Origin of the sequence: Mesorhizobium sp. M0159, assembly GCF_040322295.1 — a bacterium.
Classification (GTDB): Bacteria; Pseudomonadota; Alphaproteobacteria; order Rhizobiales; family Rhizobiaceae; genus Mesorhizobium.
In genome coordinates this window covers 239001-254685 of the sequence record NZ_JAMYTF010000003.1, presented here as the reverse complement: position 1 = coordinate 254685, position 15685 = coordinate 239001, and the positions used below count along the sequence as shown (strand labels likewise).

The following is a 15685-nucleotide window of genomic DNA, read 5'->3' as shown; positions in this document are numbered from 1 at the left end:
ATCAGGCAGTAGTGGCCGACGTGCATCGGCGCCGCTGCTGGCGGGCCTGTCCGGTCGTCTGGCCGGCCACGGGATGCGCCCGCTACCCGCTCCAACCCTCAGCCCACCTCTCGCAAAATAAAATCGTGCAGCATCTTGGCTGCCGGTGACAGCGCGCGGTTCTTCACCGTGATCAGGCTGTAGGGCCTGACCTCGATGTCGAATTCAGTCTGGACGACATCGATAGCGCCGGCCAGGCCTTCGGGGTTCTGGATGAACTTCGCGACCTGGATCGACACCGGCGCGATGGCGTCGGATTGCGCGACCATGACCAGAGTCAATAGCAGCGAGCTGGTGTTGAGGATGCGGTCCGGCAGCGCGATGTTTCGGTTCAGGAAGTTACTCTCCATCGCCTGGCGCAGCGGCGAGCCGCCCGACTGGAAAACCCAGTCATAGGCGGCGGTGTCTTCCAGCCGCACCGCCTTGCCCTTGGTCAGCGGGTGGCCGCGGCGCACGATCAGGCAGGCTTTCTCGACGCCGATGACGCGCGCTTCGAACAGCCGCGGATTGAGGTCGTCGGGGATGCGGGCGATGATGAAATCGTGGCGCGAGGCGATCAGCTCGCGCGCCAGGACGTTCGAGGTCTCGACCTGCATGGTGATTTCGATGCGCGGATAAAGGCGCCGGATTTCGCGGATCGCCGGCACCGCCAGCTCGATCGCCGGTGCTGTCACCGCGCCCAGGAACACCGAGCCGCCTTTGCCCGCCTTGAGCTCGAAAATCTCGCGGTCGACCTCGCGCATCTCGAGCAGGATCGATCGCGCGCGCCGTGCCAACGCCTTGCCATAGGGTGTCAGCGTGATGCCGCGCGGCAGCCTTTCGCAGAGCTTGACGTCGAGCACGGCCTCCATCTCGGCGATCATGCGCGAGGCCGCCGGCTGCGAGATGTTCATTACCTGGGCCGCGGCGCTCACCCGGCCGTGCTCGTCGAGGGCTGCGATCATGCGCATGTGACGCAGGCTCAAGCCGCTGCGCAGCAAGGTTCCGCCATCACCCGGAATTTCATCGTAACTGGCTGATATTCCATCAGGATTTCGCAGCGCCGCCATGATTCTTCCCTACTCTTACGCCCGGCGCCCCGGCAAAATCCGGCAGCGTCGTCACTAGCCTAAGCCATATCAGTCTCGATATAGCAACCATCAAAGATCGCATTTGACAGTTATGGCAAAGCGACACACCCTTCGCGCGTCCTGAGGCTTGACGGTCGGTGACGAGGGAAAACTCGTATCGATTGAAACCAGAGTCTCGGGGCCGATTGGGAGGATACCGGAGATCGATTGACGGCAGCGGCGCGTTTGGCGCTCCTGCACGATTGCGCGGCCCACGAAACCCAAGGGTACGCGTCCATCAACCAGGGAGAGTTAATGTGAAGATTGTCAAGACACTGGCCGCCGTTGCGGCCCTAGGCATCGCGGCCATGACGCTGCCGGCGCAGGCGGGCGAAGGCCTGATCGGCGTGCTGATGCCCACCAAGACCTCGCAGCGCTGGATCAACGACGGCGACGCCGTCAAGTCCCAGCTCGAGGCTCTGGGCTACACTGTCGACCTGCAGTACGCGCAGGACGACATTCCGAACCAGCTCAGCCAGCTGGAAAACGAAATCACCAAGGGCCCGAAGGCGCTGATCATCGCTTCGATCGACGGCACCACGATGGGCGATGCGTTGCAGAAGGCGAATGACGCCGGCGTTGTCGTCGTCGCTTACGACCGCCTGATCAAGAAGACGCCAAATGTCGACTACTACACCACCTTCGACAATTTCGGCGTCGGCGTCATCCAGGCCAAATCGCTGCTCAAGGGTCTCGGTTATCCCGAGAAGAAGGGCCCGTTCAACATCGAGCTGTTCGGCGGTTCGCCGGACGACAACAATGCGTTCTTCTTCTATAACGGCGCCATGTCGGTTCTTCAGCCGCTGATCGACGACAAGACCCTCGTCGTGAAGTCCGGCCAGATGGGCATGGACAAGGTCGGCACGCTGCGTTGGCTGGCGGCAACCGCCCAGGCCCGCATGGACAATCTGCTCTCCGCCAACTACTCGGACGGCAGCCGCGTCGATGGCGTGCTCTCGCCCTATGACGGCCTGTCGCGCGGCATCATCGCTTCGCTGCGCGCCGTAGGCTACGGCACCGCCGATCAGCCATGGCCGATCGTCACCGGACAGGACGCCGAGACCGCTTCGGTCAAGGCGATCATCGCCGGCGAACAGTATTCGACCGTGTTCAAGGACACCCGCGAACTCGCCAAGGCGACGGTCGAACTCGTCGACAAGGTGCTCTCGGGCGGCAAGCCGGAAGGCCTCGACACCACGACCTACAACAACGACGTCAAGGTCGTTCCCTCGATCCTGTTGACACCGCACGACGTCGACAAGTCGAACTATCAGGCCCTGGTGGTCGACTCCGGCTACATCAAGGCCGAAGAGCTGAAGTAATCGCGGTTACAAAGCCTGGGGTCCTGCGCAGGCAGGGCCCCTTTTCGTTGGCGAGCCAGCCCGGTATTGTTTGCGGACCTCGCAGGAGTGGTATTCTCAATGGCATCGACGATTTTGGAGATGCGCGACATCACCAAGACGTTTCCCGGCGTCAAGGCGCTGTCGAACGTCAAGCTCATGGTCGAGGAAGGCGAGATCCATGCCGTGGTCGGCGAGAACGGCGCCGGCAAGTCGACGCTGATGAAGGTGCTGTCGGGTGTGTATCCGTCCGGCACCTATGACGGCCAGATCATCTATCGCGGCGATGAGTGCCATTTCAAAGGCATCCATGACAGCGAGCGCAAGGGCATCGTCATCATCCACCAGGAGCTTGCGCTGGTGCCGATGCTATCGATCGCCGAAAACATCTTTCTCGGCAACGAGCACGCCAGATACGGCGTCATCGACTGGAATGCCAATGAGGCGCGCACCAGCGCCCTGCTCAAGAAGGTCGGCCTCAAGGAGGACCCCAACACGCTGATCACCAATATCGGCGTCGGCAAGCAGCAGCTGGTCGAGATCGCCAAGGCGCTCAGCAAGGAAGTGAAGTTGCTCATTCTCGACGAGCCGACCGCGAGCCTGTCCGAAAAGGACAGCCAGGCGCTGCTCGATCTGCTGCTCGAATTCAAGCGGCAAGGCATCACTTCGATCCTGATCTCGCACAAGCTCAACGAGGTGAACCGGGTCGCCGACAAGGTCACCATCATCCGTGACGGGCGGACCATCGAGACGCTGGCCAAGAAGGACATCTCGGAGGACCGCATCATTACCTCGATGGTCGGCCGTTCGCTCGACGACCGCTATCCGCCGCGCGAGCCGAGGATCGGCGAGACCGTTCTCGAAGTGAAAAACTGGTCGGTCTACCACCCCATCCATGCCGAGCGGCAGGTCATCAAGGGTATCAACCTCAACGCCCGCAAGGGCGAAGTGGTCGGCATTGCCGGGCTCATGGGCGCCGGCCGGACCGAGTTTGCCATGAGCCTGTTCGGCCGGTCCTATGGCCGTCGCATCACCGGCGAGGTGTTCCTCAACGGCAAGCCGATCGACGTCTCTTCGGTGAGCAAGGCGGTGGAACACGGCATCGCCTACGTTACCGAGGACCGCAAGACCTACGGTCTCAACTTGATCGACCACATCAAGCACAACATCACGCTGGCCAACCTGCCCGGCGTGTCGCGCCACGGCGTGATCGACGATTTGCGCGAGCTTTCGGTCGCCAACGATTATCGCGGCAGGACCAATATCCGCGCCTCGAGCGTCTACCAGATGACCGGCAACCTTTCTGGCGGCAATCAGCAGAAGGTGGTGCTGTCGAAATGGCTGTTCGCCAATCCGGAAGTGCTGATCCTCGACGAGCCGACACGCGGTATCGACGTCGGCGCCAAGTATGAAATCTATACGATCATCGCGCGTCTCGCCTCCGAGGGTAAGGCAATCATCGTCATCTCGTCGGAAATGCCCGAACTGCTCGGCATCACCGACCGCATCTACGTAATGAACGAAGGACGCATCGTCGGCGAAATGGCGGCAAGCGACGCCAGCCAGGAAAAGATAATGCGCGCCATCGTCCGCGGAGAAGGAAAAGCATCATGAGCACCGAAAGCGCTCCCGGGCCGCAGACCGGCGTTGCCCAGGATCTACAACAGGGACCTCGCATTGCCGTCTCGGCGCTGGTCACCAACCTGCGCGAATACGGGTTGGTGCTGGCGTTGATCGCAATCATGGTGTTCTTCCAGTTCACCACGTCCGGAACGCTGTTCAAGCCGGTGAACCTCAGCAATCTCGTGCAGCAGAACAGCTTCATCATCGTGATGGCGCTGGGCATGCTTCTGGTGATCGTTTCGGGTCACATCGATCTCAGCGTCGGCTCCGTCGCCGGCTTCATCGGCGCACTGGCGGCGATGATGATGGTCATCTGGCCGCTTGGCCCATTGAGCAATCCGCTGGTGGTGTCGATCATCTGCCTGATCGTCGGTGGTGCGATCGGCGCGGCACAAGGCTACTGGATTGCCTATCACCGAATACCGAGCTTTATCGTCACGCTGGCGGGCATGCTGATCTTCCGCGGCATCTGCCAGGCGCTGCTGGGTGGCGGGTCTTCCGTAGGGCCGCTTCCCGTCGGCTTCAAGGCGCTCAGTTCCGGCTTCATTCCGGACCTGATCGGCCCATTGACGCTGATACCGCCAACCGTGAACGCCGCCGGCAAAACCATTGTCGGCAGCGGCCTGACGCTGCACCTGACGACGATCGTGATCGGCCTCGTCGCCGTGCTCGCCTATGCCTATTTCGGGCTCAGGGCACGGCGCACCCGCGAAAAGCATGGCTACGAAGCCGAGCCCTTCTCGCTGTTCGTCGTCAAGACCCTGGTGATCAGCGCGCTGGCGCTGTTTCTCGTCTACCAATTCGCCACCTATAGGGGCCTCCCCATCGTTCTCATGGTGATGGGCGTGCTGATCGCGTTGTTCGTCTTCGTTACCAAACGCATGACGATCGGCCGTCGCATCTATGCGATGGGCGGCAATGCCAAGGCAGCCCAGCTATCGGGCATCAAGACCGAACGGCTGACGTTGATGGTGTTCATCAATATGGGCGTGCTGTCGGCACTCGGCGGCCTGATTATCGCAGCGCGCCTGGGGCAGGCTGTGCCGGCGGCCGGCCTCGGCAGCGAGCTCGACGTCATCGCCGCGGTGTTCATTGGTGGCGCTTCGGCGATGGGCGGCGTCGGCCAGGTGATCGGCGCGGTGGTCGGCGGCTTCATCATGGGCGTCATGAACAACGGCATGTCGATCATGGGCGTCAATGTCGATTGGCAGCAGGTGGTCAAAGGCCTGGTGCTGCTCGGCGCCGTCGTCTTCGACGTCTACAACAAGAACAAGGCTTGAGAGGCAACCAGGAGGCATACGGGTCACATCGCGGCGCTGCCGGGCGGCGCAAAGAAGTCCCCCGAGGGACCTGATCCGCGAGCGCAATCCGGACGAGAATTTCAACCGAGGCGCGGACAGGGTCCGGGCCGCGCAGGGCAGGGTTTGCCGAGAAAGGGCAGGCCAGCCCACAATTCAGAGAGGGTTACCATGCTGATCTCACAAATCCTCGACGACGCCGAGACGATCCGCGTCGTTGCGCGCAACGGCGGCAAGACCCGCGTCATCAACGGCGCCCGCAGCGTCTATTCGCTGGCGATGGAAGCCGCGCGTACCGGCAGCGGGCTTGTCGCCCTGATCGAGCGCAAGGGCTTCGGCGAAACCGTCGATCTCGACGCAGCCTACAAGAAGGGCCGGCTGCTGTCGCCGATCAACCATCCCGATCCGGCGCATCTCCATCTCACCGGCACCGGGCTGACGCATCTCGGCTCCGCCGCGACCCGCGATTCCATGCACAAGAAGCTCAGCACGGACGGCGAGGAACAGCTGACCGATTCCATGAAGATGTTCCGCATGGGGCTTGAGGGCGGCAAGCCGGCGAAGGGCCAGACCGGCGTGCAGCCGGAATGGTTCTACAAGGGCAACGGCACCATGGCGGTGGCGCCCGGTGCGGCGCTTATGTCGCCGGCCTTCGCCCAGGATGCCGGCGAGGAGCCGGAAATCGCCGGGATCTATGTGATCGGCGACGACGGCGCCCCGTTCCGTGTCGGCTTCACCCTGTCGAACGAGTTTTCCGACCACGTCACCGAGCGTGTGAACTATCTCTTCCTCGCCCATTCCAAGCTGCGCAACGCTTCGTTCGGCCCGGAGATCCTGATCGGCGACCTGCCGTCCGATATCCGCGGCGCTTCACGCATCCTGCGCGACGGCAAGCTACTTTGGGAAAAGCCGTTCCTGTCGGGCGAGGCGAACATGTCGCACACCATTGGCAATCTCGAGCATCATCACTTCAAATACTCGGCCTTCCGCCAGCCGGGTGACGTGCATGTACACATGTTCGGCACGGCGACGCTGTCCTTCGCCGACGGCATCAGGACCGAGGCCGGCGACGTATTCGAAATCGAGGCGCAGGATTTCGGCCTGCCGCTGCGCAACCCGCTTGAAATCGAGCAGCCGGTGAAGGTGGCGGTGAAGGCGTTGTAAACTGGTGACAGAATTCAGGAGCGAAAAATGAACGGCCTGCGGATTGGCACTGTGTCCGTAAGTTTAGTCCTGTTCCTCGCCTATTTCTCCCCGGCGGCTTACAGCGCCGGACAATGCAGCGCAAAATCCTATCGCGAAGCCCGGATGTCGATGACTAACCGGCTTCTGGCCACCGGCTATTCGAAATCGCAAGTGAGCTTTCTGATGCGCAACGCGGATCGCATGACGTCCGCACTCCGCGCTGACAGACTGAACGACAATGGCAGAGCCTGCGGTATCGACTCCGCCAGAGCCCATGTGCTGGGATGTCTCGGCAAGCAGTTGTTCCCCTTGCAGTCCAGCTCAAGCGCCTCACTTGACGACGAGAAGCAAACCAGAGGATTTGGGGGAAGAAGCGATTGGCAGTGCGAGAACTGCTCTTTGTCGGTCAGTTTCATGGCTGCCTTGGCGCCGCGAAAGAATATCTGTTTCGCAGCTGACGTCTTGCGACCAAGCTCAGCGCGCGGTGCGGAAATGCTTGGACAGTTTCAGGCCCTGCGCCTGATAGTTCGAGCCTAGATCTGTGCCGTAGAGCGCCTGCGGCCGTTTCAGCATGTGCTCGTAGACCAGCCGTCCGACGATCTGGCCGTGGTCGAGGATGAACGGCACTTCGTGGCTACGCACCTCGAGCACCGCCCGGCTGCCGGTGCCGCCCGACGCCGAATGGCCGAAACCCGGGTCGAAGAAACCGGCATAATGGACGCGGAACTCGCCGACCAGCGGGTCGAAAGGCGTCATTTCGGCGGCGTAGAGTGGCGGCACATGCACCGCCTCGCGCGACACCAGAATATAGAATTCGTCCGGATCGAGCACCAGCTCGCCGGCACCGCTCTTGTAGAGCGGCTCCCAGAAATCGACCACATCCTGCGCGGCGCGCTTGTCGACGTCGACCAGGCCGGTGTGGTGCTTGCCGCGATAGCCGACCAGCCCGTCCTTGTCGCCGTCGAGATCGATCGACAGCGCGATGCCGCCGCCTGAGATGTTGGGCGGTTCGGTGGCGACCAGCATCTCGGCGCGGTGCAACTCGTGCAGCTCGCTTTCCGACAAGAGCGCATTGCCGGTGCGGAACCTGATCTGCGACAGCCGCGAGCCGGTCCGCACGACGATCGGGAAAGTGCGCGGGCTGACCTCCAGATAGAGCGGGCCTTCATAGCCGGCGGCGATCTTGTCGAACTCGTGGCCACGGTCGGTCATTACCCGGGTGAAGATATCGAGCCGTCCGGTCGAGCTTTTCGGGTTGGCGGAGGCGGAAATGTGCGCGGGCAGCGCCAGGCTTTCGAGCAGCGGCACGATGTAGACGCAGCCGGTTTCCAGCACGGCACCTTCGGCGAGGTTGATCTCGTGCAGCTTCAGCCGGTCGAGCTTGTCGACAACCCTGTGGTCCGGGCCGGGCAAGAAGGAAGCACGCACCCGCCAGGCCTTGTCGCCGAGCCTGAGGTCAAGGCTGGCCGGCTGGATCTGATCGGCATCGAGCGTGCGCGGCGATTTCAGCGCGCCCGTCTGGAACAGCGTGGAAATATCCTGATCGGGAAGAATGCCTGTCTGCCGCAAGGGTCTGGCTCCGTTCGAACGCCGGGCGAGGTCTTGTTCTGTCGCAGGTCCGACCGTGGACGCCTTTGGCACCTGCTTGGTACAACCCTCTTAATCATGCCGGCAATTGACGCAAGCGTGGCGCGGGTCTAAAGCTCGTTATCCCGTGGTGATTTGGCCGGTCGGCTTGCAGCCACGTTAAACAAGTCGCTAAAGGACCGTCGGGCCGCAAGGCCATATGGACCGGTTGCGACTTTCGCGACCGGTTTTTTGTTGTTTGGACCAATTTTGGTGTTTGGATGGAATGATGACCAAGAAGCGCGACTGGAAGCCTCAGACCGCACTCGTGCATGCCGGGACGCTGCGTTCCGGCTTCGGCGAGACCTCCGAGGCGATGTATCTCACCCAAGGCTATGTCTACGAGACGGCGCAAGCGGCGGAGGCCCGCTTCAAGGGCGAGGAGCCGGGCTTCATCTATTCGCGCTATGCCAATCCGACGGTCGACATGTTTGAGAAACGCATGTGCGCGCTGGAAGGAGCCGAGGACGCGCGCGCCACGGCATCCGGCATGGCGGCGGTGACGGCAGCACTGCTGTGCAGCGCCAAGGCGGGCGACCATATCGTGGCGGCGCGCGCGCTGTTCGGCTCCTGCCGCTGGGTGGTCGAGACGCTGGCGCCGAAATACGGCATTGAGGCAACGCTGGTCGACGGCACCGACATCGCCAATTGGGAAAAGGCGGTCAAGCCCAACACCAAACTGTTTTTCCTGGAAAGCCCTACCAATCCAACGCTGGAGGTAGTCGACATTGCCGCCGTCGCGGCACTTGCCAATTCGATCGGCGCCAGGCTGATCGTCGACAATGTCTTCGCTACGCCCTTGCAGCAGAAACCCCTGCAGCTCGGCGCCCACATCGTCGTCTATTCGGCCACGAAGCATATTGACGGCCAGGGGCGCTGTCTTGGCGGCATCGTTCTGTCGGACAAGAAATGGATCGACGAGAACCTGCATGACTATTTCCGCCACACCGGCCCAAGCCTCTCGCCCTTCAATGCCTGGACGCTGCTGAAAGGCCTGGAGACGCTGCCGCTACGCGTACGCCAGCAGACGGAAAGTGCCGGCCGCATCGCGGATTTCCTGGCCGAGCGCCCGCAAATCGCCCGCGTCATCTATCCCGGCCGCGCCGACCACCCGCAAGCGGCCGTGATCCAGAAGCAGATGTCGGGCGGCTCGACGCTGATTTGCCTCGATGTGAAGGGCGGCAAGCAGGCGGCCTTTGCCTTCCAGAACGCACTCGACGTCGTGCTGATTTCCAACAATCTCGGCGACGCCAAGAGCCTGATCACCCATCCGGCGACGACGACGCACAAGAACTTGACCGATGAGGCCCGCGCCGAGCTCGGCATCGGACCGGGAACGCTCAGGCTGTCAGTTGGCCTTGAGGACGCCGACGACCTGCTCGAAGACATCGAGCAGGCACTGAGAGTTGCCGGATAAGGGCTGGCCGAACAGAGGCGAGCGGGGACGCGCCGATCAGGCGCCGGACGGGGTCTCTTCCAGCTCCGCGACGGCCTTGGTCTGGATAGTCATCACATTGCCGCGCCAGTCGACGGCGCCGCTCAGCCATCCGCGCGCCCAAATGGCGGGAAGCATCAGGTCTCGCGCCATCATCGCCAGGATGGTGCGCAGCGACAGGTGCCATCCCTTGGCCGAGGCCAAGGCGCATTCCGGCAGGTAGGCCGCGACCAGCACGGCGATGGCGGTTGCCGGCAGGCTGACGCCGGCGTCAGCCGCCGCGATCAGCGCAAGCACCAGCGGCGGCGCTGCGCCGATCAGGATCTCGGGGGCGAAGAACAGCGCGAAGGTGACGCGGCGCAGCCGCGCCCAGCGCGCCTGCCGCGACCAGATCTCGCCAAACGTGCGCCGGCCGAGCGGCTGTTCGAAGGGCGAGGCGACAAGATTGACCCGCAGTCCGAACCCGTTGACCAGCTTGGTCGCGGCGGCGTCTTCGGCGATCTCGGCAGCAAGCGCGCAGATGCCGCCATTGGCGTCGAGCATCGGCTTATTCCACAACATGCTCTTGCCCTGCGCGAAGCCGAGGCCGAGCGCCTCTCCGGCGTACTGCCAGCGTGCCTGCAGCGTGTTGAGAAAGGCGCATTCGACCTCCCCCCAGAAGCCGTCCGGCCGCGAGCCGATCGGCGTCGAGCAGACGAGGCCGGTGTCGTGCCGCCACGCCGCCATCAGGTGCTGGACGTAGTCGCTCGGCATAAGCACGTTGGAATCGGCAAGGATGACCCAGCTATAATGCGCCGCTTCCCAACCCTTCACGCAATTGTTGAGTTTTGGATTGCCGCTGATGCGGTCGTCACCGACTAGAAGACGGGCGCGAATAGCTGGAAAGCGCGCCATTGCGGCGGTGATCGGCTTGACCACCGGGTCGTCGGCATGGGCAACGCAGAAGATGAGTTCGTAGCGCGGCCAGTCGAGTGAGAAGGCGCGCTCCAGCGTCTCTTCGGCAAACGGCTCGACGCCGCGCGCCGGGATGACGATCGATACCGGCGGCGCGTTGGCCGCGGGCGGTGCGATCCTGCCTGGTCGCTTCAGCTTCAGCGAAGCTAACAGGATGCTGGCGAGATTTGAAAGAAGGAGGGCTATGGAAAGGAGGGCGGCTGCGAATGTCGGTTCCATCGAGATCTGGTCACTCCAGAAGTGCCGGCCGCATGACGGCCGTTTTCAACAATTCGACAGAACGCTGAGTCGCCCGGCACAAGCCTGCACACCATCATTGTCATGTGTCACTTAAATGACATTGTTTTTCGGCACCTGCGCTCGAGTCGGGCAAGGAGATGACGCGCATCGTTGATCAAACTGCGCTGAGCGTCGAAGTTCCATCTACATTGCTTTGGAGCAGTTTATGTACAGCGCCGTCACCCGCAACATCGAAGTGCAGGTCAGGCCGTTCTATCTGGAGGATCACTCCGACCCGCCGCAAAACCGCTATGTCTGGGGATATCAGGTGACCATCGACAATCAGTCGGATGAGTTCGTGCAGCTTCTGTCGCGCTACTGGCACATTACCGACGGCACCGGCAAGGTCGAGGAAGTGCGCGGCCCCGGGGTCGTCGGCGAGCAACCCGGACTCAACCCCGGCGACAGCTATCAGTATACGTCTGGATGCCCGCTCTCGACGCCGTCCGGCATCATGGTCGGGCACTACACCATGCGCAACAAGCGGGGCGAGACGTTCGACGTCGCCATCCCCGCCTTCTCGCTCGACTTGCCGGGAATGCGGCGCACCGTCAATTGACGGCCGTCATCCGGCCGCTGCAAACTCCGCCGGGTCGAAGTCATATTGCTTCGAGCAGAATTCGCAGGCGACGTGAATGCTGCCATCCTCGGTGCTGTCCCTGATCTCCTCGGCGGAAAAGCCTTCGAGGATGCCGTGGATCTTCTCCCTCGAGCATGAGCACTGGTCGGCGACCGGCACCCCGCCGAACACGCGGACGCCATGCTCGTGGAAAAGCCGGTAAAGCAGCCGTTCGGCGCCGATCGTCGGATCGATCAGCTCGGTCGGTTCAATAGTACCAACCAGCGCCAGCAGCTCCTGCCAGGAATTGTCGGTCGGGTCGTGGATTTCCTCACGCGGATCGCCGTCGCCACCGGGAAGGTCGGGTACGCGCATGCGCTCCGCCGACTGCGGCAGGAATTGTGCCAGCAGGCCACCGGCCCGCCATTGCTCGCGGGCACCGCCGACGCCGGGCGTCAGAAGCTTGGCAACCGAAAGCCGGAGGTCGGTCGGAATCTGCTCCGACTGGCGGAAATAAGTGCGTGCGGCATCTTCCAGTGTGACGCCGTCGAGCTGGACGATGCCCTGGTAGCGTTGTGTGTGAGCGCCCTGGTCGATGGTCAGCGCCAGGACGCCGCTGCCGAGCAGCGTCTGCGGTGACGTCTCGCCGGCAGAAGTCAAAGCCTGCAGCCGGTCGGCATCGAAGCGGGCATAAGCGCGCAGCGCGTGCGGCGTGGAGAAATCCGCGACCAGCATGTCGACCGGCCCGTCGGTGCGGGTCTGCAGAATGAACTTGCCCTCGAACTTCAGCGAAGTTCCGAGCAATACCGTCAACACACAGGCTTCAGCCAGGAGCCGCGCGACCGGCTCGGGATAGTCGTGGCGGCTGAGAATAGCATCGAGCATCGGCCCGAGCTGGACGGTGCGACCGCGCACGTCGAGCGGGCCGACCTCGAACGGCACGACATGGTCGTCGCCGGCGTAGCCGAATTCGCCGAGCTTGGGTTTATGTTCAGCCAATTGATGAGTTTCCAACATGACAAAGCTCCGGGGCGCGGCGATGCCGCCCTCCGGGGCGCATGCGACGAGACGCGCTCGATTTGCGTGATGCGCCTGAGATAGGCACCACCAACTCCCGGATCAAGGCGGCCCAGATCAAGGCGGCGCAGATCAGGCCGGCCCGGATCACCGCGGCTCGTATCAAGCGCCCAGGCACCAGGCCAAGACCGCCTTCTGGGCATGGAGCCGGTTCTCGGCCTCATCGAACACCACCGAATGCGGTCCGTCGATGACCTCGTCGGTAACCTCCTCACCGCGATGCGCCGGTAGACAGTGCATGAACAGCGCGTCCGGCTTGGCTTTCGCCATCAGTGCCGCATTGACCTGATAGGGCAGGAAGACATTGTGGCCGCGGGCACGGTGCTCCTGGCCCATCGACACCCAGCAGTCGGTGACGATGCAGTCGGCCTCGTGAACGGCCTCCTCGGGCGAACGGCTGAATTTCAGCTTGCCGCCATTGGCTTTCGACCAGTCGACATGCTTCTGGGCCGGTTCGCTGCCCTCGGGCACGGCGACGTTCAGCTTGAAATGGAACCGCGCGGATGCCTCCAGCAGCGAATGCAGCACGTTGTTGCCGTCGCCGGTCCAGGCGATCGTTTTACCGGCCACCGGACCGCGGTGCTCTTCGAAGGTCATGATGTCGGCCATCAGCTGGCAGGGATGGGTCTCGTCGGTCAGCCCGTTGATGACGGGGACCGTAGCGTTTTCCGTCAGTTCCAGCAGCCGGTCATGCGAGGTGGTGCGGATCATGATGGCATCGACATAGCGCGACAGCACCTTGGCCGTGTCGGCAATGGTCTCCGAGCGGCCAAGCTGCATCTCGGTGCCGGTCAGCATGATCGTCTCGCCACCCAACTGCCGCATACCGACGTCGAACGACACGCGCGTGCGCGTCGACGGCTTGTCGAAGATCATCGCCAGCACCTTGCCTTCGAGCGGCTTGCTGCGTTCGCCGGCCTTGAGCCTTGCCTTTCGCACCGCTGCGTCGTCGAGCATGAAGCGCAGATCGCCTTCGGAAACGGCGGAAAGATCGGTGAAATGGCGAAGGGACATCAGAAATTCCAGGATTACTTCGCAGCGGCAGCGACGATGGCATCTGCCAGGCTCTTGGCGCCGGCACGAATGCGCTCGAGCGCTTCGTGGATCTCGGCGTCGGTGACGGTGAGAGGCGGTAGCAGGCGGATAACGTTGTCGCCGGCCGGAACCGTCAAGAGATGCTGGTCACGCAGTGCCACCGTGACCTTGGTGTTGGGCATCGCGCATTTAAGCCCGAGCATCAGGCCGGTGCCCCTGATGCTTTCGATAACATCCGGAAATTCGTCGGCGACGCCAGCGAGCCCCTGCTTCAACAGCAGTGCCTTGCGCCGGACGTCTTCGAGAAAGCCGTCTTCCAGCACCACGTCGAGCACGGCGTTGCCGACCGCCATTGCCAGCGGATTGCCGCCGAAGGTGGTGCCGTGCACGCCGGCGGTCATGCCGACCGCTGCCTCGTCGGTGGCGAGGCAGGCACCCATCGGAAAGCCGCCGCCGATGCCTTTGGCCACCGCCATGAGGTCGGGTGTGACACCCGTCCACTCATGCGCGAACAGCTTTCCGGTGCGGCCGACGCCGCATTGGACCTCGTCGAAAATCAGGAGCAGTCCGTGCTGATCGCAGAGCTGCCTGAGCCGCTTCAGCGATTGCGTCGGCACTTGCCTGATGCCGCCCTCCCCTTGCACCGGCTCGATCAGGATCGCCGCGGTTTCAGGCGTGATCGCCTTCTCGGCGGCATCCACATCGTCGAAGCCGACCTGGTCGAAGCCGTCGACCTTGGGGCCGAAACCTTCCAGATACTTGTACTGGCCGCCGGCGGCGATGGTCGCCAGGGTGCGGCCGTGGAAGGCGCCTTCGAAGGTGATTGTGCGGTAGCGCTCGGGATGGCCCTTGACGAAGTGGTAGCGCCGCGCCGTCTTGATGGCGCATTCGAGCGCCTCTGCGCCGGAATTGGTGAAGAACACCTTGTCGGCGAAGCTTGCGTCGGCCAGCCGCTCGCCGAGCCGGCTCTGTCCAGGAATCTCGTACAGATTGGAGACGTGCCAGAGCTTGGCGGCCTGCTCGGTGAGGGCCGCGACCAGATGCGGATGGCTGTAGCCCAACGAATTCACGGCGATGCCGCCGGCGAAATCGAGATATCGCTCGCCCTTGTCGGTGACCAGCCAGGTGCCTTCACCGTGGTCGAAAGCCAGGGGTGCGCGAACAAAGGTCTCGAAAAGCGCCGAACCGCTCATTATATGCGTCTCCGGAACCGGAAAAATCAAAAAGCCGCCAAAGCGGCGGCCCTTGTGGCTTATCGTGTTTTTCGGCCGTGAAGTCAACGAAAAGGTCGCGCAAGGTCGCGCGGCAAGCCCCCCAGCATAACGCCGGCTCATAAGCGACCGGGCAAGTTGGGGAAAACCGAAAAAACCGATTCGTGTTGGCCTTGGGACTCTTGTCACCGAGTCAGCGCATAAGGTAATTGTAGTAGAGAAATAACTAGATTTCGTGCGGCGGACCTAATCACCCGATATATGTGGTGTCTGCCCGGCAGAAGCCGGGTCGGGAATGGATTCCGATTGCCGCACGTTTCAGCAGGAGCGCGGTCTCATGAACTGGACTGACGAGCGAGTCGAACTTCTCAGAAAATTGTGGTCGGAGGGCCTCAGCGCCAGCCAGATCGCCGCACAGCTTGGCGGGGTCAGCCGCAATGCGGTCATCGGCAAAGTGCACCGGCTGAAACTGTCCGGTCGCGGACGCACGACCGCCTCACCGGCACGCCAGAAGAAGACGGTGCAGGGATCGACGATCCAGAAATCGGTGTCCCGGGCAGCAAGCGCCACGCGCCATGCCACCACCTCGATGTCGATCGGTGCGACCGCGCTCAAGGCGCAGTTCGATGCCGAACCGGTGGCGCGCCACTATATCCGCCCGGTCGAGAACGTCGTCGTGCCGATCTCGCGGCATCTGCAACTTGTCGAACTCAACGAGCGCACTTGCAAATGGCCGAACGGCGATCCGCTTTCGGAAGACTTCCATTTCTGCGGCAACGACGCAGCCGAAACCGGCCCCTACTGCAAGTACCACGCCCGCGTGGCGTTCCAGCCGGCATCGGAGCGGCGGCGGAGCAGGTGAATGGTGAATGGTGAATGGTGAATGGTGAATGGTGGCGGGCTGAGCTTGGAGTA

Annotated in this window: 14 protein-coding genes and 1 riboswitch; of the genes, 8 read left to right on the top strand and 6 right to left on the bottom strand. The window is 62.7% G+C overall.

What is annotated here, in order from left to right; all coding sequences use genetic code 11:
- Nucleotides 1-98: 98 nt before the first annotated feature.
- Nucleotides 99-1088: a LysR family transcriptional regulator gene (locus NKJ32_RS04815; protein ID WP_352448650.1), complete on the bottom strand. Its 990-nt coding sequence runs from the start codon at nucleotides 1086-1088 to the stop codon at nucleotides 99-101.
- Between the two features lie 317 nt (nucleotides 1089-1405).
- Between NKJ32_RS04815 and chvE the strand changes: the two genes are divergently transcribed.
- The 5 genes from chvE to NKJ32_RS04790 all read left to right on the top strand — a co-directional run bounded on the left by chvE (nucleotide 1406) and on the right by NKJ32_RS04790 (nucleotide 7131).
- Nucleotides 1406-2470, top strand: a complete 1065-nt coding sequence (gene chvE / locus NKJ32_RS04810; RefSeq protein WP_023677360.1) for a multiple monosaccharide ABC transporter substrate-binding protein — start codon at nucleotides 1406-1408, stop codon at nucleotides 2468-2470.
- A gap of 99 nt (nucleotides 2471-2569) precedes the next feature.
- Nucleotides 2570-4102, top strand: coding sequence for a multiple monosaccharide ABC transporter ATP-binding protein (mmsA, locus tag NKJ32_RS04805; RefSeq protein WP_352756040.1), 1533 nt, complete (start codon nucleotides 2570-2572; stop codon nucleotides 4100-4102).
- Nucleotides 4099-5391 (top strand): multiple monosaccharide ABC transporter permease, encoded by a 1293-nt coding sequence (gene mmsB, locus NKJ32_RS04800; RefSeq protein WP_292659525.1) that lies wholly within the window; start codon nucleotides 4099-4101, stop codon nucleotides 5389-5391. The genes mmsA and mmsB overlap by 4 nt, the downstream gene beginning before the upstream one ends.
- A 189-nt stretch (nucleotides 5392-5580) precedes the next feature.
- On the top strand, nucleotides 5581-6573 hold the full coding sequence (araD1, locus tag NKJ32_RS04795; protein WP_292659523.1) for an AraD1 family protein: 993 nt from the start codon (nucleotides 5581-5583) through the stop codon (nucleotides 6571-6573).
- A gap of 27 nt (nucleotides 6574-6600) precedes the next feature.
- Entirely contained in the window at nucleotides 6601-7131 is a 531-nt protein-coding gene (locus tag NKJ32_RS04790) for a hypothetical protein (RefSeq protein ID WP_352756039.1), read from the top strand.
- Here NKJ32_RS04790 and NKJ32_RS04785 read toward each other — a convergent pair.
- Nucleotides 7069-8163 (bottom strand): 2'-deoxycytidine 5'-triphosphate deaminase, encoded by a 1095-nt coding sequence (locus tag NKJ32_RS04785; RefSeq protein WP_352826916.1) that lies wholly within the window; start codon nucleotides 8161-8163, stop codon nucleotides 7069-7071. The two genes, NKJ32_RS04790 and NKJ32_RS04785, sit on opposite strands and share 63 nt — an antisense overlap.
- Before the next feature lie 135 nt (nucleotides 8164-8298).
- A riboswitch (SAM riboswitch) is annotated at nucleotides 8299-8376 on the top strand.
- A gap of 70 nt (nucleotides 8377-8446) precedes the next feature.
- Between NKJ32_RS04785 and NKJ32_RS04780 the strand changes: the two genes are divergently transcribed.
- A complete protein-coding gene (locus NKJ32_RS04780) occupies nucleotides 8447-9637 on the top strand; it encodes an O-succinylhomoserine sulfhydrylase (RefSeq protein ID WP_352826914.1) in 1191 nt (396 codons plus the stop codon).
- Between the two features lie 36 nt (nucleotides 9638-9673).
- On the opposite strand, the gene NKJ32_RS04775 is transcribed toward NKJ32_RS04780, so the two are convergent.
- The gene (locus tag NKJ32_RS04775; RefSeq protein WP_352621865.1) at nucleotides 9674-10828 is read right to left on the bottom strand and encodes a glycosyltransferase; all 1155 of its coding nucleotides are present in this window, start codon (nucleotides 10826-10828) and stop codon (nucleotides 9674-9676) included.
- Between the two features lie 226 nt (nucleotides 10829-11054).
- Between NKJ32_RS04775 and apaG the strand changes: the two genes are divergently transcribed.
- Nucleotides 11055-11447 carry a Co2+/Mg2+ efflux facilitator ApaG/CorD gene (gene apaG, locus NKJ32_RS04770; protein ID WP_023677352.1) on the top strand — a complete coding sequence of 131 codons (393 nt, stop codon included), beginning with the start codon at nucleotides 11055-11057 and terminating at the stop codon, nucleotides 11445-11447.
- Between the two features lie 6 nt (nucleotides 11448-11453).
- On the opposite strand, the gene NKJ32_RS04765 is transcribed toward apaG, so the two are convergent.
- The 3 genes from NKJ32_RS04765 to NKJ32_RS04755 all read right to left on the bottom strand — a co-directional run bounded on the left by NKJ32_RS04765 (nucleotide 11454) and on the right by NKJ32_RS04755 (nucleotide 14752).
- Nucleotides 11454-12464 carry an Hsp33 family molecular chaperone gene (locus NKJ32_RS04765; RefSeq protein WP_023677351.1) on the bottom strand — a complete coding sequence of 337 codons (1011 nt, stop codon included), beginning with the start codon at nucleotides 12462-12464 and terminating at the stop codon, nucleotides 11454-11456.
- A gap of 162 nt (nucleotides 12465-12626) precedes the next feature.
- On the bottom strand, nucleotides 12627-13538 hold the full coding sequence (argF, locus tag NKJ32_RS04760) for an ornithine carbamoyltransferase (protein ID WP_031211966.1): 912 nt from the start codon (nucleotides 13536-13538) through the stop codon (nucleotides 12627-12629).
- Nucleotides 13539-13552: 14 nt separating this feature from the next.
- A complete protein-coding gene (locus NKJ32_RS04755; protein ID WP_352826912.1) occupies nucleotides 13553-14752 on the bottom strand; it encodes an aspartate aminotransferase family protein in 1200 nt (399 codons plus the stop codon).
- A 355-nt stretch (nucleotides 14753-15107) separates the two neighbouring features.
- Here NKJ32_RS04755 and NKJ32_RS04750 point away from each other — a divergent pair, with 355 nt between their 5' ends.
- Nucleotides 15108-15632: a GcrA family cell cycle regulator gene (locus NKJ32_RS04750; RefSeq protein ID WP_023677348.1), complete on the top strand. Its 525-nt coding sequence runs from the start codon at nucleotides 15108-15110 to the stop codon at nucleotides 15630-15632.
- The last annotated feature ends 53 nt before the right edge of the window (nucleotides 15633-15685 follow it).

What these genes read in the sequence shown, in the direction of transcription:
- NKJ32_RS04815 (WP_352448650.1), bottom strand. Translation starts at nt 1,088, where the DNA reads ATGGCGGCGCTGCGAAATCCTGATGGAATATCAGCCAGTTACGATGAA.
- mmsA (WP_352756040.1), top strand. Translation starts at nt 2,570, where the DNA reads ATGGCATCGACGATTTTGGAGATGCGCGACATCACCAAGACGTTTCCC.
- mmsB (WP_292659525.1), top strand. Translation starts at nt 4,099, where the DNA reads ATGAGCACCGAAAGCGCTCCCGGGCCGCAGACCGGCGTTGCCCAGGAT.
- araD1 (WP_292659523.1), top strand. Translation starts at nt 5,581, where the DNA reads ATGCTGATCTCACAAATCCTCGACGACGCCGAGACGATCCGCGTCGTT.
- NKJ32_RS04790 (WP_352756039.1), top strand. Translation starts at nt 6,601, where the DNA reads ATGAACGGCCTGCGGATTGGCACTGTGTCCGTAAGTTTAGTCCTGTTC.
- NKJ32_RS04780 (WP_352826914.1), top strand. Translation starts at nt 8,447, where the DNA reads ATGATGACCAAGAAGCGCGACTGGAAGCCTCAGACCGCACTCGTGCAT.
- NKJ32_RS04775 (WP_352621865.1), bottom strand. Translation starts at nt 10,828, where the DNA reads ATGGAACCGACATTCGCAGCCGCCCTCCTTTCCATAGCCCTCCTTCTT.
- apaG (WP_023677352.1), top strand. Translation starts at nt 11,055, where the DNA reads ATGTACAGCGCCGTCACCCGCAACATCGAAGTGCAGGTCAGGCCGTTC.
- NKJ32_RS04765 (WP_023677351.1), bottom strand. Translation starts at nt 12,464, where the DNA reads ATGTTGGAAACTCATCAATTGGCTGAACATAAACCCAAGCTCGGCGAA.
- argF (WP_031211966.1), bottom strand. Translation starts at nt 13,538, where the DNA reads ATGTCCCTTCGCCATTTCACCGATCTTTCCGCCGTTTCCGAAGGCGAT.
- NKJ32_RS04755 (WP_352826912.1), bottom strand. Translation starts at nt 14,752, where the DNA reads ATGAGCGGTTCGGCGCTTTTCGAGACCTTTGTTCGCGCACCCCTGGCT.
- NKJ32_RS04750 (WP_023677348.1), top strand. Translation starts at nt 15,108, where the DNA reads ATGAACTGGACTGACGAGCGAGTCGAACTTCTCAGAAAATTGTGGTCG.